Below are 14413 nucleotides of genomic sequence, written 5' to 3' on the forward strand. Positions count from 1 at the left end.
GGGAGGAGTGCCACGATGGAGATCGTTCACACGATTGCCGCTCTACGCGAACGGCTTGGCGAACACCGCAAAGCCGGCAGGAAAATCGGCCTGGTGCCCACCATGGGTTATCTGCACGCCGGTCACATGGAACTGGTCTCTCGCGCCAAGGCCGAAAACGACGTCGTCGTCACCTCCATTTTCGTGAATCCGCTGCAGTTCGGCGCAAACGAGGATCTGGGGAAATATCCGCGCGATCTCGAGCGGGATAGTGCCATGCTGCGTGACGCCGGCGTCGATTTTCTCTTCGCACCCGGTGTCATCGACATGTATCCGCGACCGATGGAAACGGTGGTCGACGTGCCGAAGCTCGGGGCGGAGCTGGAAGGTGCGGTTCGCCCGGGGCACTTCGCCGGTGTTGCCACCGTCGTCACCAAGCTCTTTAACATCGCCCAGCCCGACAGCGCCTATTTCGGCGAGAAGGACTATCAACAGGTCACGATCATCCGCCGCATGGTCGAGGACCTGGCGCAGCCTGTCCGGGTCGTACCGGTACCGACCGTTCGCGATGCAGATGGCCTGGCCCTGTCATCGCGCAACGTCTATCTGTCGAAGGAAGAGCGTGCCGCCGCAGCTATTATCCCCCAAGCATTGGCGGAGGTCGCAAGGCTTTACGATCTCGGCGCGGACGATCCAGCAGCACTCGAAGAGGCGCTCCGCGCCTTCATCGAAAGGGAGCCACTCGCGACCGTGGAAGTCGCCGCCGTTCGTCATCCCGAAACGCTGGAACCGCTGACGAAACTGCAGGGGCAGCCGATCCTCATCGCCTTGTTCGTCCGCGTCGGCACCACCCGCCTGCTCGACAACAGGGTTATCGGCAGCAAATCCGCCAACGAAGGGGTCGCCTGAAATGAGCACCGTCGGACACACCAAGCGCACAACGCCGGCGGCCATCGAAGCGATGAAGGGGACCCGTCCCATCGTCAGCCTGACAGCCTATACGACGCCGATCGCCCGCCTGCTTGATCCGCATTGCGACCTGCTTCTGGTGGGTGATTCCCTTGGCATGGTGCTCTACGGCATGGAAACGACCGTCGGCGTTACGCTGGATATGATGATCGCCCACGGCCAGGCCGTCATGCGCGGCGCCAAGCATGCCTGTGTCACCGTCGACATGCCTTTCGGTTCCTATCAGGAATCGAAGGAACAAGCCTTCCGCAATGCCGCGCGCATCCTGAAGGAAACCGGCTGCGATGGCGTGAAGCTCGAGGGCGGCGAGGAAATGGCAGAAACCGTTTCCTTCCTCACCTCCCGCGGCATTCCGGTCTTCGGCCATGTCGGCCTCATGCCGCAGCAGGTGAATACGACCGGCGGCTATCGTTCGCTTGGTCGCTCAGAGAAGGAAGCCGACAAGATCCGGCGCGATGCCAAGGCGATCTCGGAGGCCGGCGCCTTCGCCATGGTCATCGAAGGCACGGTCGAACCGCTCGCCCGCGAGATCACCGCCGCCGTTGCCATTCCTACGATCGGCATCGGCGCATCTGCCGCCTGCGATGGGCAGATCCTCGTTTCCGATGACATGCTCGGCCTGTTCAACGATTTCAAGCCGCGCTTCGTCAAGCACTTCGCGGAGCTGGCGCCCATGATCTCGAAAGCGGCGGAAGCCTATGCCGAAGAGGTGAAGGCTCGTACCTTTCCGGCACTGGAGCATACCTTCCAGCCGAAGAAGTGAGGCGCTGTCAGCTCTTGGCCGGCTCTTTCTCAAGCAGATAGATCGCCTCGCCGAAATCCTCCATCTTGCTCATCAATGCCGCATGGGCATCCCGCAAACCCTGATTGTAATAGTAAGGGCCGATCTCGGCGGTGAAGAAATCGAGCAGGAATTCGGCAGGCAAGGTGCCCAGCGTCTGGTCCAGCTCATCGGCGAAATAGCGCTGAAGGCGTGCAATCGTGGCTGCCTTCTCCTCCTTCGAAAAGGTAATCTTCTTCATCTTTCCATCTCCCATTTTGCGAGCGGGCTCCAAGGGCTGGATCAAGGAAATCAATTGATCCATCAAGGAAATTCAATTGCTGGCTCCAAAAGCTCGGCTTACACCTCCCGCCATTGAACAGCGCGGCAACAAATGCGCAAGGATGCAACCATCGTTGTTTCCATGCGGAATGTGCGCCCTCGACACAACATCCGGACGAAAGCACCGGATTTTCCACAAAGGACAAAGCGGACCATGAGTCGCGCGGAATTTCTTGAAGGCTTGAAGGGTGGCATTCCCGTCGGCCTCGCTGCAGCGCCTTTCGGCGCCCTTTTCGGTGCGTTGGCGCGCGATCAGGGCATGTCCCTTGGCGAACTGACCCTGATGAGCGGCACCGTCTATGCCGGTGCCAGCCAGATGGTCGGGATCGATCTCTTCGGCCACAATGTTCAGGCCTGGCTCATCGTGCTGTCGATCCTCGCCGTGAATTTCCGCCATGTGCTCTATTCGGCAGCGATCGCTCGCTATATCAGACACTTTTCCGTTGTGGAGAAGTTCTTCACCTTTTTCCTGCTGGTCGATCCGCAATTCGCCGAGACGATCAAGCGCCATGAAAGCGGCAAGCCAGTGACTTTCGCCTGGTACATCGGCTTTGCGGCGGTGATCTATGTTCCCTGGGTTGTGGTGAGCCTGATCGGCGGTCTTCTCGGCAGTTTCATCGGTGATCCCAAAGCCATCGGCCTCGATATTCTGCTGCCGGTCTATTTCCTCGGCATCGTCATGGGCTTCCGCACGCGCGACAACTTCCTGCCCGTCGTCGCCGTCAGCGCCGTGGCATCGGCCATTGCCCATCGTTATGTGGGCTCACCCTGGCATGTCAGCATCGGCGCATTGGCGGGGGTCGCGCTTGCCGCAATGCTGCCGCCGGTCAAAGCGAATCGCAAGCCTGATATCGCGCACGAAAGCCACGAGGTCTGACCATGTTCGATTTCAATTCGCATATGGTGTTGCTGATTGCGGCTGCGGCCGTGGTGACCTTTCTGACGCGCGTCGGCGGCTATATCCTGATCGTCAAGATGACCCGCATTCCGCCGCGCGTCGAGGCAGCGCTCAATGCCGTGCCCGCCGCTGTACTCACGACCCTCGTCGCACCCGCCTTCTTTATCGGCGGCTGGGATATCAAGGTGGCGATGCTCGCAGCCCTTCTTGTCGGCATGCGCTACCCATCGACTTACATGCTTGTCGCCGGATGGATCGTCGTCATGGCATGGCGCCATTCCATAGGCGCTTGAGACGGACCCCATCCCTTTTTCAAAGGGGTGGGGTCCATATTTCTCAATGGCTAAGCTCGAGCGTGGCATTTTCCAGCCACGCCCGTACGTCGTGATCATGGATCAGTGGCATCAGCGCCTCGCGCGTCCGGGCGTGATACTCGTTCAGCCAATGCAGCTCTTCATGCGTCAGCAATTCCACGAGAACAAGGCTGCGGTCGATAGGGCAAAAGGTCAGCGTCTCAAAGCCCAGCATCGGCATGTCACCGCCCTCGATTTCCTCGGGATCGCGGATATAGATCAGGTTTTCGATGCGGATGCCGAAGTGGCCTGGGCGATAATAGCCGGGTTCATTGGACAGGATCATGCCGGGAAGCAGTTCCTGCACGGCAAGGCGCGCAATGCGCTGCGGCCCCTCATGCACGGACAAATAGGAGCCGACGCCGTGGCCGGTGCCATGGGCGAAATCGACGCCCGCCTTCCACAGCGCTATGCGTGCCAGCGGATCGAGATCGCAGCCACGGGTACCCTTCGGGAAACGTGCCGTGCTAATGGCGATCATTCCCTTCAATACCAGCGTGAAGAGGCGCTTCTGCTCTTCGGAGACGGCACCGATGCCAACTGTACGGGTGATGTCGGTGGTACCGTTGATATATTGCGCACCTGAATCGATCAGAAACAGTTCGCCGGCCTGGATCAACCGGTCGCTCGCCGTGGTCACGCGGTAATGCATGATGGCCGCGTGTTCGCCAGCACCCGAGATCGTATCGAAGGAGATATCCTTCAGCGGGTTCTGCATGCTTTCGCCGACGCGGGCGCGGCAGGCTTCCAACCGTTCTGCCGCAGCGATCTCCGTCACCGTTCCAGGCTTGCTGGTCTCCAGCCAGTAAAGGAATTCGACCATGGCGGCGCCATCCTGCAGGTGCGCCGCGGCCGATCCGTTGATTTCGGCAGCATTCTTGCAGGCACGCGGCAGCTTGGCGGGATCATTGCCCTCCACGACCTCTCCACCTTCACGACGGATGATGTTGGTCAGAGCGTAGGAGGCAAGATCCGGATCAACCAGGATGCGCCCGCCATACGCGGCCGCAGCGGCCAGGAGCTTGGTAAGTTCCGACGGCGGCAGCTGCTTGCAGATCTGCGTGAGATAGGCTTCGGCCTCGACCTTGGTCTTGCGCTTGTCGAGGAAGAGCGCCGCTTCACCTTCCGCATAGATGATGGCGCGGGCCAAGGGATGCGGCGTGTGCGGCACGTCACTGCCGCGAATATTGAAGATCCAGGCGACAGAGGACGGATCGGTAATCAGTGCCGCCTTGAGGTTTTTTTCCTTGAGGCCGTTCGCAATCGTCGCAAGCTTGTCCTTGGCTAGGATACCGGCCTGGGCGATATCCTGAATGATAACATTGCCCAGCGGCTCGGGCGGCCGGTCCAACCAGAGCCTGTCGAGCGGATTATGGGGCAGGAAGACGAGCTTGCCGTCGATCTCGGCCAAGGCCTTTTCCAACCGGCGTACTTCGGCACCCGTATGCAGCCACGGATCGATGCCGAGCCGGAAACCCTTCTTCGCGTGACGCGGCAGCCAGACATGCGGCGGCTCGTTCACCAGATCGCCTCCGATGAAGACGCTTCGATCCACCTGTTCGGCAAGCTGAGTCACATAACGGCCATCCACGAAAACCACGGCCTGAGAGTGTGTGATAAGCGCAACACCTGCCGATCCAGTGAAGCCCGTGAGCCATGCGAGACGCTCCGAGCATTTGGGCACATACTCGCCTTGATACTCGTCAGCCCGCGGCACGAGGAAGCCGTCAATGCCGAGATCGTCGAAGGCAGCGCGCAAACCGGTAACACGCTCGCGGCCGAATTGCGGGGTGGAAGTGACGTCGAAAGACTGAAACATGGGCTGATCCGGTAGTGATGGAGAGTTCGTGAAATTGAATATTGCCAGTATGTTAGAGCATCACGATCGGAAGTGCGACGTGATTTTCGATCTCTAAGACGCTATGTACGATGACTGCAATATCACACCGGATGAGAGTAGTTTATCTCATGTCGGTTCGTTAACGAATCCGCCCATTTCGTGAGCAAGCCAGTCCGATTATGACAACTTCACGGCATGAAACATGCATATTACGCATAGCTCCCATGAAGCCGCCCCCCTGCCACGCCGACGGGCGAGTCGCTATATCGGCGGCATCAAACGGGGTTCACGAAGAACCAGCTCAAAACCAAGGACTTAAGACAATGCCTATCTCTCGCTCCGCATATGTTAGCCCGGCGCTGGCTGGCGAGCGTCGCACCGTACGCCATTCCGTCGGCTCGCTTCGTCAGCTCGAAGTTGAAACCGCAAAGGCAATCGGCGCCAGCCGCGGCGGTCGCCGCTAACAAGTTTACGATCTACGCGTTCCAAGTCGATCGCAATCCGGTTCTCCTCCTCCCACGGATTATGATCAGAACGCTTAGAGCCCGCTTGAGCACTCCTCCTCCACACGCTCGCGGGTAAGATCGGCGAAAACCGATCTGAAGGCGGTGCTTCGGCACCGCCCTTTTTTATTTTTTGCAATTGTTGATGCGGGAAGTGACCGGCTCAAGGCCGGTCGAGGTGGATGGTGACCCAGCCGTTGCGCCAGATCGTGCGCACATGCCGCAGGTGCGCGCCGTTATAGGCAGCGAGAACCTTCCAGCGCTGCTCGGCAAGAATACCCGACAGAATGACCGAACCGCCCGGTGCCAGATGCGCCACAAGCTGCGGCGCCATCTTGATGAGCGGCCGCGCCAGAATATTGGCGATGATCAGGTCGAACGGTCCATGACGGGAAAAGGCCGTGGAATGGAATCCCGGTGCCGTCTGCAGCGAGACACCCGAGGCGATACCGTTGCTGCGGACATTTTCCTTCGCAACGCGGACGGCAATCGGATCGATATCGGTCGCCAGAACCGGAATATTGCGCAGCTTGCGCACGGCGATCGCCAGCACGCCGCTGCCCGTCCCGAGATCGAGCGCGTTGCGCACGCGGCGGCTCGCAACAACCTTCTCGATCGTCTCAAGGCAGCCAGCAGTCGTCCCATGGTGACCGGTGCCAAAAGCTTGTCCTGCTTCGATTTCGATGGCAATGTCGCTGGAGCCGACCTTGTCGCGATCATGCGAGCCGTGCACGAGGAAGCGGCCGGCACGCACAGGCTTCAACCCTTCCAGCGACTTGGCGATCCAGTCGATGTCGGGAAGCACTTCCTTTTGAACGACGAGATCGGCGAAAGTCGGCTTCAAGAGCGCTTCGAAGCGACCACGGACCTCATCTTCATCCGCAGCGTAGAGATAGATCGACGCTTCCCAGACATCGTTCTTCTCGTCGATCTCCGTTGTTGCAATCGGCAATTCTTCATCTTCGAACACCGGCGTCATTAGGTCCAGAACCTGCCCGGCCTTCTTCTCGTTCGTCGTCACATAAAGTCGGATTTCGCTCAACTCGTCGCTCTTTCTCGTTCTTATTCGGCCCAGTCGATCCAGGGTGGTTTCGGCGTGTCGTAGCCGGCCACACCCCGAAGCAATTGCCGGCGGACCGGACCAAAGCGCAGCAATAGCGGCGCAAGGAAATTTCGCGCCGCAACTGCCAGCGGGTTTTGCATCGTCACCAATCGTGTCAGGCCATAGGTCTGTTTCAAGACCTGCTTGACGGCGGGAATTCTCAAGGCCGAATACTCCTGTTCGCGGCCTTCCGCAATGAGCCACGCAAGCCAGCAGGCATCTTCGATGCCGAGATTCATGCCGCGCGCGCCGGCCGGCGAATGAATATGCGCGGCATCGCCGGCAAGAAAGACATTCCCCTTGGCCATCGGCTCGACATGCCGGAAGTGGATGCGAAACTGCGAGGCCCAGGTCTTTTCCGAAACCGCAGCCGGATGCGCGATGCGGCTTTCGAAATCCTCCAGCGTCGAGATGTAGCGAATGATGCCGTCCGAGACAGGTAGACGGCCGACCATGCCGGGATCGAAGAGCGATATCTCGCCGAAATGCGTATCGACCGGCTCCGCATAGCGAAAATCGGCAAGATAGAAATAAGCCTCCAGCGCCTCGCCCGGGAAGCCGGCGCCGAATGCCTTGCGCACCGCAGAATGGGCGCCATCAGCACCGATCAATATATCCGGCCGCGCTGTTTCCGACGTACCATCGGCTCTGCGCAGCGTGACCTCCGGTTCTTGAAGGTCTACCATGGCTTCTGCAACCACGGCCGTCTGCCATTCGGGCGAGATGCCATAGGCTGAAAGCGCCTCCATCAGCAGGCGCTCGGTATTGCCCTGCGGCAGGGCGCAAATAGCACTGAAGCGACCTTTTACTTCTCGCGTATCCAACTCGATCAGAATTTTCTTATTCGAGCGGACGCGAAAGCGCTCGATCGGTTGCGCAGCGGCGATAATGCGCTCCGCAACGCCAGAGGGAGACAGCAGCGTCAGCGTGCGGGCGTTGACACCCAACGCGCGGCTCTCTTCCTTAGGCGTCGGCCCAGTGCCGTCATCGACAATACGTGGCGAGAAGCCGCGGCGGGCAAGTTCGAGAGCGGCGACAAGACCAACAGGCCCGCCCCCAACGATCAGAATGGATCTGGATTTTCCCTGTCCGCCAATCCCCTCGCCCATGCAGGTCCTATCCCTTCTTGACTAGGTTCTCCAGTTTCTTCACAGCCACGTCAGGGTCCTCCTCATAGGCGATGGTTCCGGCAAAGCGGCCCTGCGAATCCAGCAGGAAGACGGAAGCGGTGTGATCCATCGTATAGTCGCCATTCGGCTGCTTGTCGTCGACCGGCACCTTCTTGGCATAGACACGGAATCCTTTGACCATGTCCATCACCTTGGCTGGATCACCGGAAATGCCGGTTATGCGCTTCGAAACGTTGGAGACATATTGGTCCATGATCGCAGGCGTATCACGTTCGGGATCAACGGTCACGAAATAGGCATTGAGCTTGGTGCCATCGGGATCGACCTTCTGCAGCCAGGCGTTCAGCTCGAACAGCGTCGTCGGACAGACATCCGGGCAATGCGTGTAGCCGACGAAGACGGCAGAGGGTTTGCTGCGAAATGCCTGCTCGCTGATCGGCTGGCCGCTCTGTGAAACGAGCGTGAAAGGGACACCATAAGGGCCGGATGCCGCAACCTCCGGCGACTTGCCGCCACCCAAGCTGAACCAGCCCAATAGTCCGGCCACGATCAACACGGCCACCCAAACTGCAATCCGCACGCTTCTCATGAATGCTATTCCCCACCAATACGGACGATCGCACCGAAAGTGCAGTGCAATCGCTCCCTAGCCGATGTAGCGGCTCGAAGTGGAGGACGCAATTCAAGAAGATGTTCAGAGGAGGCCGAAATCGTCGCAGCATGCGGTTCGGTGGTCTTCCGAGCCTTGTTCACTCCATTTCGCCACTCCTCTGGGGCCTGAGAGATAAAATCCCGATGGATGTTAAATCAATCCTAACCAGTCCGCGCCAACATCTGCTTCAACGGTCGAACTCGCTTTCGGCCACCGCCCGAAAGCGCGGCGAACCTCTTTATTCCAGAAGGGCATGACGCCCGCCGGAAGCAAGGCGTCTTTGTCGCCAAAGCACCGGACGCTGACGCTGCCCAAGCCGCTCCAGCCGATCTCTCTTTTCAATCGCGAGCGTCGCTTGCGGCGATGCCAAACGGGAAGTTCTCGAACATGACGAACGCCATCAAGCAATCGGGCGCCTATCTGGAAATCGTCTCCTTTCACCTTGGCGACCAGGAGTTCTGCATCGACATCATGGCCATCCGCGAAATCCGCGGCTGGGCGCCGGTGACGCCGATGCCGCATACACCGCCTTACGTGCTCGGCCTCATCAACCTGCGCGGTGCAGTGATCCCGGTCATCGATATGGCCTGCCGCCTTGGCATGAAGATGACGGAACCTTCGGAGCGCTCCGCAATCATCGTTACTGATATTGCGGGCAAGCTCGTCGGTCTCCTGGTAGAGCAGGTATCCGACATGATGACCATCAAAAGCGAAGATCTGCAGCCGGCTCCGGAAATCATCCCCGAAGGGCAGCGCGCCTTCTGCCGCGGCATCGTGGCGCTGGAAAAGACCATGGTCTGCTTCCTCAACCTCGATACGGTCATTGCGGATCAGTTGGCGCAGGCAGCCTAATTTCAATAGTCGGCTTACAAAACAGATCGCCCTGGAGTCGAGCTCCAGGGCGGTCGCTTTTTGTATAACCGGTTTTGGCAGGGGTGTAGCCAAGGACGCGGTATTGCAGGCCGTGAACAGAGGCGAGAGTCGCCTTCCCGTTCGCTTTTGAAATTGCATCAAAAAGGTGCAAACCGAAAGCAACCAGAAGGAATTCGACAACCCAAGAGTATGACTTTTTTTGGTATTATCTTTCTGCGCGTTATTTTAGCGGTACGGAAATACCATCATTTCGGCTTGCCGTTCTTCCAGTTCACGTTCTGCCCGAACAAGGGGATCGTCGAAATCGCCATCTTGGCGGAGCCATCCGTCAGCTGCCGCGAATGGATAAGATATACGAGCGTGTCATTCTTCTTGTCGTAAATGCGGGTGACGACCAGCTTCTTCCAAATGAGCGACAGACCGGCGCGAAATACCTCCTCACCGCTCTGGGACAGGTTGATATCGCCGATCTCGATCGGACCGGTCTGACGGCAGGCGATGGAATTGTTGGAGGGGTCTTCGAACCAGTTGCCCTTGCGCAGCCGGTCGATCACGCTGCGGTCGAAATAGGTCACGTGGCAAGTGATGCCCGAGACTTCAGGGTCCGGCACGGCATCGACCAGAATATCATTGCCCGTCCAGTCCACGCCCACCTTGCCGACAATTTCGGCGGAAGCGGAAACGGGCGCCAGAGCCAGAAAAGACGCGGCAATGGCGGCAGAAAGTTTGGGTGAACGCATCGATCATCCTCCAACAACAGCCGCCAAGAGCAAGAGCGGCACGGCTAAGGTAAGATGGCTCACGATCGTTGCAAGATGAAGAGCCCCATCTCCGAGCGGCCACGCCTCGCCAACAACAGGCCGCAGGTCGCCAGGAGGGACGCCGTCAAAGCAACGGCGTCCGGAAACACGCAGGATAACGCATCATTTCACTTCTGACTGATGGCGACCGTGCCGGTTTCCAGCAGCGATTTAAGGTTGGACAAGATCTTCGGCCATCCACCGGAAACGGCTTCGATCAGCTTCGAGTTCTCGACCTCGATTGTATGCGTCACTGTGAGCTTGACGACACCGTCCACCGGCTCCAGTTCCATCACGCAGCGCGACCAGCCTTCAGCCTTCAGGTCAGGGCGCCACTCGTTGCGCCATTTGATGGCAAGCCGCCGTGGCGGGTCCAATTCCGCTACCTCTCCCGTGTCGGCAACGCGGCCATCCGGAAAGCGCATTTTCCACGGCGATCCAACCTTCCACTCGGTCTCGTGGATCATATCGAACCAATATTGCTTGACGAATTCGGGCGTGGTCAGCGCCGACCAGAGCTTTTCCTGGGTGGTGCGGATAAAGGTGACGTAAACGAATTTGCTTCCAGTCATGCCATTTCTCCTCGTCTTATTCCTCTGTTCTTGAGCTCACTGCCCGCCCTCGCCTTCCAGCGCCTTTTTCAAGGCCGAAAGCGTATTCAGATGCCGCTGTTCGAACTTGTTGATCCAGCGTTCGGCGATGCCGTTGATCGGGACCGCGTTGATGAAATGCAGCTTCTCTCGCCCATGCTTCTCCGAGGAAATCAGATTGGCCTCCTCCAGAATGGCAAGATGCTTGGCCACCGCCTGGCGGCTCATGTCCAAATCCTCGCAGAGCGCGTTCAGGGTCTGCCCGTTCCGCTCATGGAGCCTGTCGAGCAATTGCCGCCGGCTGGCATCCGCCAACGCCTTGAAGACTGCATCATCATCCACGGATACGAAACCATTTAGTTGCCTTTTACGATCTTATAAGCAACCCAATGGTTGCCTGTCAAGTAGCATGCAGACGAGGCAATCGCATTGCGCCTCAAAGACACGGCAATCGAAGGATTTATCCAGGAACGATTGACAACCTTCGCGCCAAATCGGATCATCCGCCTATGATCGCAAACCGGACTACAGTAATGCACCTTCACACCATCTCTCCTCTTGCAGGGCGAGTGGAAGCTGTGTTGCGCTGAGCTGACCGCGATCCATCTCAACCCTGCCGAGGCGAGCAGGGTTGAAGCCCTTGCTCTCCTCATCAATATCAAGGAGAGCCTATGTCTTTCGAGGAGCAAGAACCCGCCAAACGACGATCAGGCAAAATCGGCGCTATCGAGATTCGTGCCTCGCACCCATCCGACGCGGAAGGAATTGCGGCCATGGTCAATCTACCCGGCTTTCGCGCCGGCACGCTTCGCCTGCCCTTTCAAAGCGTCGAGGAAACACGGCAATGGCTGGAGAAGTCATCGCCCAACTCGACCGGCCTTGTCGCCTTGCTTGACGGGCGGATTGTCGGCAATGCCGGCCTGAACCGCCTTGCGGGCCGCCGGATCCACAGCGGTAGTATTGGTATGGGCGTGCATGACGACTTTACGGGCTGCGGCATCGGCTCCGCGCTATTGGGCGCTCTCATCGATACCGCGGACAACTGGCTGGCAATCAAGCGGCTGGAACTGACCGTCTACGTCGACAACGCGCCGGCGATCAAGCTCTACGAAAAATTCGGCTTCGAGACCGAAGGCCGGCTGCGTGCCTTCGGTTTCCGCAATGGCGAATATGTGGATGCATTCACGATGGCACGGCTGAGATTCTGAGCAAGCAAGGCGCGGCGGACTGGATTTCCGCCGCTCCGATCGTCAGCCAATCAAATCCAGCCACTCGTCCTCAGTCATGACCTGGACATTGAACTCGCGCGCCTTGTCCAGCTTCGAGCCGGCGCCCGGCCCCGCCACGACGATATCGGTTTTCTTCGACACCGAGCCGGAAACCTTGGCGCCCAGGCTTTCAGCCTTCGCCTTGGCCTCGTCGCGGGTGAATTTTTCCAGAGAACCGGTAAAGACGACGGTCTTGCCGGCCACCGGACTGCCCGAAGTCACCGGTTGCTCGGCCTCCTGCGGCTGCACCTCCTCCAGGAGCTTCGCGATGACCTCGGTATTGCGCGGCTCCTTGTAGAATTCGACGATGGCGCGCGCCACTACCTCGCCGATTCCCTCGATATTGTTGAGGTCGTTCCATGCGTCACCGCTAAGGGGGGCTGCTTCCTTCATCCCTGCTTCGAAGGCCGCATAGGTGCCGTAAGAACGCGCCAGAAGCTTCGCCGTCGTCTCGCCGACATGGCGAATACCGAGCGCGAAGATGAAGCGATGCAGGGCGATCTGGCGCCGCTCATTGATCGCGGCATAAAGCTTGCCAACACTGACCTTGCCGAAACCATCGATATTTTCCAGCTTCGTCAGTGACGTCTGCTGACGCTTTTCCAGGGTGAAGATGTCAGGCGCGGTCTTTATCTGTAGCGCCGGATCCTCGCTCTCGAAGAAGAAATCGATCTGCTTCGAGCCCAGACCCTCGATGTCATAGGCATTGCGCGAAACGAAATGCTTGAGATGCTCGGTCGCCTGCGCCCGGCAGATGAACCCGCCGGTGCAACGTGTGACGGCATCGACCTTACCAGTCTTCTCATTGATATCGCGCACCGCGTGGCTTCCGCAAACCGGGCAGACTTTGGGGAATTCATAGGGCGCGCTCGAGGCTTCCCGCTTTTCCAGCACGACATCGACGATCTGCGGGATGACATCGCCTGCGCGCTGGACGATCACCATGTCACCGACGCGGATATCGCGGCCATCGCGGATCGGCTCGCCCTTGTTGCCGATGCCCTTGATGTAGTCGGCATTGTGAAGCGTCGCATTGGTCACCACGACGCCGCCGACGGTGATCGGCTCGAGGCGCGCGACCGGCGTCAGAGCGCCGGTGCGGCCGACCTGGATATCGATATCGACCAAACGCGTGAATGCCTGTTCCGCCGGAAATTTATGCGCTGTCGCCCAGCGCGGCGAACGCGAGCGGAAACCAAGGCGAGCCTGCAGTTCCAGGCTGTCGACCTTGTAAACGACGCCATCGATATCGTAATCGAGATCCGGCCGCTGCAGCCCTATCTGATCGTAATGCGCAAGAATATCGGCAACCGAATTCAAGCGCTCCATCAACGGGTTGACGGGAAAGCCCCAGGATTTGAAGATCTGCACCATGCCGTATTGCGTATCCGCCGGCATGTCGGACATCTCGCCCCAGGCATAGGCGAAGAATTTCAGCTTGCGGCTGGCGGTCACTTTCGCGTCGAGCTGGCGCAGCGATCCGGCGGCCGTATTGCGAGGATTGACATAGGTCTGCTTGCCCTCGGCCTCCATGTGCGCGTTGAGCGCCAGGAAGTCGCTCTTGGCCATATAGACCTCACCGCGCACCTCGACGACCGAGGGAGCGCCCGCTGGCAAGGTCTGCGGGATTTCCTTGATGGTCCTGATATTGGCGGTGACATTCTCGCCTGTCGTGCCGTCGCCGCGCGTCGCGGCACTCACCATGCGGCCGTTCTCGTAGCGGATGGACATGGAAAGACCGTCAATCTTCGGCTCCGCCGTAAAGGCGATGGAATTATCAGGCAGGCGACCGAGAAAGCGATAGACGCCAGCGACGAAATCCTCGACATCTTCTTGCGAGAAGGTGTTGTCGAGCGAGAGCATCGGCCTGGCGTGGACGACGGGTGCAAAGGTCTCCGATGGTGCGACACCGACCCGGCGTGACGGGCTATCGGCGCGAATCAATGCGGGAAACCGGGCCTCGATCGCATCATTGCGCCGCTTCAGCGCATCATACTCAGCATCCGAAATCTCCGGCGCATCCTTGCCATGATAAAGCGCGTCATGGTGCGCGATCTCTGCAGCCAGATAGGCAAGCGCTGCGGCCGCTTCCTCTTCGCTCAAATCTTCCACGGGCTTCTGTTCGGTGCTCATGAATCTACACTCCCCGATTTCGGAGATGTTTTAGAGCACTTCCGCAAAAAGTGCGAAGCGGTTTTCGCCACGGAGCACGTAAAAACAAAGGGAAAAATCTGCATTTCAGTTACCGAATGCCAATGACCGTCATGGTAGCGTTCACGACAACTTTACGCCATGATCGGCCGTTCTTGATGTTACAGGTGCGGGAAATATCAGCATCGAGCCAGCCTTGGTGG

General features: G+C 58.9%; 16 protein-coding genes. 7 read left to right on the forward strand and 9 right to left on the reverse strand.

The features are described 5' to 3' along the window. The first annotated feature begins 15 nt into the window (after window positions 1-15). Both panC and panB read left to right on the forward strand, forming a co-directional pair. Entirely contained in the window at window positions 16-888 is an 873-nt protein-coding gene (gene panC, locus ACK83U_RS08960) for a pantoate--beta-alanine ligase (RefSeq protein WP_112605282.1), read from the forward strand. A 1-nt stretch (window position 889) separates the two neighbouring features. After that, window positions 890-1711 (forward strand): 3-methyl-2-oxobutanoate hydroxymethyltransferase, encoded by an 822-nt coding sequence (gene panB / locus ACK83U_RS08965; protein WP_112605279.1) that lies wholly within the window; start codon window positions 890-892, stop codon window positions 1709-1711. A gap of 7 nt (window positions 1712-1718) precedes the next feature. On the opposite strand, the gene ACK83U_RS08970 is transcribed toward panB, so the two are convergent. Beyond that, window positions 1719-1970 carry a DUF2164 domain-containing protein gene (locus ACK83U_RS08970; RefSeq protein ID WP_112334812.1) on the reverse strand — a complete coding sequence of 84 codons (252 nt, stop codon included), beginning with the start codon at window positions 1968-1970 and terminating at the stop codon, window positions 1719-1721. A gap of 234 nt (window positions 1971-2204) precedes the next feature. Here ACK83U_RS08970 and ACK83U_RS08975 point away from each other — a divergent pair, with 234 nt between their 5' ends. Next, window positions 2205-2927, forward strand: coding sequence for an AzlC family ABC transporter permease (locus tag ACK83U_RS08975; protein ID WP_112605649.1), 723 nt, complete (start codon window positions 2205-2207; stop codon window positions 2925-2927). A gap of 2 nt (window positions 2928-2929) precedes the next feature. Continuing rightward, on the forward strand, window positions 2930-3241 hold the full coding sequence (locus tag ACK83U_RS08980) for an AzlD family protein (protein ID WP_112605276.1): 312 nt from the start codon (window positions 2930-2932) through the stop codon (window positions 3239-3241). A 43-nt stretch (window positions 3242-3284) separates the two neighbouring features. Here the strand turns inward: ACK83U_RS08980 and ACK83U_RS08985 are convergent, their stop codons facing one another. Further along, the gene (locus ACK83U_RS08985; protein WP_112605273.1) at window positions 3285-5120 is read right to left on the reverse strand and encodes an aminopeptidase P family protein; all 1836 of its coding nucleotides are present in this window, start codon (window positions 5118-5120) and stop codon (window positions 3285-3287) included. 344 nt (window positions 5121-5464) lie between these two features. On the opposite strand from ACK83U_RS08985, the gene ACK83U_RS08990 reads away from it, so the two are divergent. Further along, a complete protein-coding gene (locus ACK83U_RS08990; protein WP_162711788.1) occupies window positions 5465-5605 on the forward strand; it encodes a hypothetical protein in 141 nt (46 codons plus the stop codon). Between the two features lie 202 nt (window positions 5606-5807). Here the strand turns inward: ACK83U_RS08990 and ACK83U_RS08995 are convergent, their stop codons facing one another. Genes ACK83U_RS08995 through ACK83U_RS09005 form a run of 3 tightly spaced genes read right to left on the reverse strand, consistent with a single transcriptional unit; the run spans window position 5808 to window position 8465 of the window. Then, window positions 5808-6686, reverse strand: coding sequence for a 50S ribosomal protein L11 methyltransferase (locus tag ACK83U_RS08995; RefSeq protein ID WP_112605270.1), 879 nt, complete (start codon window positions 6684-6686; stop codon window positions 5808-5810). A gap of 20 nt (window positions 6687-6706) precedes the next feature. Then, a complete protein-coding gene (locus ACK83U_RS09000; protein ID WP_112605266.1) occupies window positions 6707-7855 on the reverse strand; it encodes an FAD-dependent oxidoreductase in 1149 nt (382 codons plus the stop codon). 7 nt (window positions 7856-7862) lie between these two features. Beyond that, window positions 7863-8465, reverse strand: a complete 603-nt coding sequence (locus ACK83U_RS09005) for an SCO family protein (RefSeq protein ID WP_412474824.1) — start codon at window positions 8463-8465, stop codon at window positions 7863-7865. Window positions 8466-8915: 450 nt separating this feature from the next. Between ACK83U_RS09005 and ACK83U_RS09010 the strand changes: the two genes are divergently transcribed. Then, window positions 8916-9380 carry a chemotaxis protein CheW gene (locus ACK83U_RS09010; RefSeq protein WP_015340333.1) on the forward strand — a complete coding sequence of 155 codons (465 nt, stop codon included), beginning with the start codon at window positions 8916-8918 and terminating at the stop codon, window positions 9378-9380. A 266-nt stretch (window positions 9381-9646) separates the two neighbouring features. Here ACK83U_RS09010 and ACK83U_RS09015 read toward each other — a convergent pair whose 3' ends face one another. From ACK83U_RS09015 to ACK83U_RS09025, 3 genes are all read right to left on the reverse strand, one after another. Beyond that, window positions 9647-10141: a CreA family protein gene (locus ACK83U_RS09015; protein WP_112605260.1), complete on the reverse strand. Its 495-nt coding sequence runs from the start codon at window positions 10139-10141 to the stop codon at window positions 9647-9649. A 188-nt stretch (window positions 10142-10329) separates the two neighbouring features. Next, a complete protein-coding gene (locus tag ACK83U_RS09020; RefSeq protein WP_112605257.1) occupies window positions 10330-10773 on the reverse strand; it encodes an SRPBCC family protein in 444 nt (147 codons plus the stop codon). Between the two features lie 36 nt (window positions 10774-10809). Then, entirely contained in the window at window positions 10810-11133 is a 324-nt protein-coding gene (locus ACK83U_RS09025; RefSeq protein WP_112334510.1) for an ArsR/SmtB family transcription factor, read from the reverse strand. Between the two features lie 329 nt (window positions 11134-11462). Between ACK83U_RS09025 and ACK83U_RS09030 the strand changes: the two genes are divergently transcribed. Further along, entirely contained in the window at window positions 11463-11999 is a 537-nt protein-coding gene (locus tag ACK83U_RS09030) for a GNAT family N-acetyltransferase (RefSeq protein ID WP_112605254.1), read from the forward strand. Between the two features lie 42 nt (window positions 12000-12041). Here ACK83U_RS09030 and ligA read toward each other — a convergent pair whose 3' ends face one another. Then, window positions 12042-14192, reverse strand: coding sequence for an NAD-dependent DNA ligase LigA (gene ligA / locus ACK83U_RS09035; RefSeq protein ID WP_112605251.1), 2151 nt, complete (start codon window positions 14190-14192; stop codon window positions 12042-12044). Between the last annotated feature and the right edge of the window lie 221 nt (window positions 14193-14413).

This window comes from Rhizobium sp. WW22, assembly GCF_047041135.1.
GTDB lineage: Bacteria > Pseudomonadota > Alphaproteobacteria > Rhizobiales > Rhizobiaceae > Rhizobium.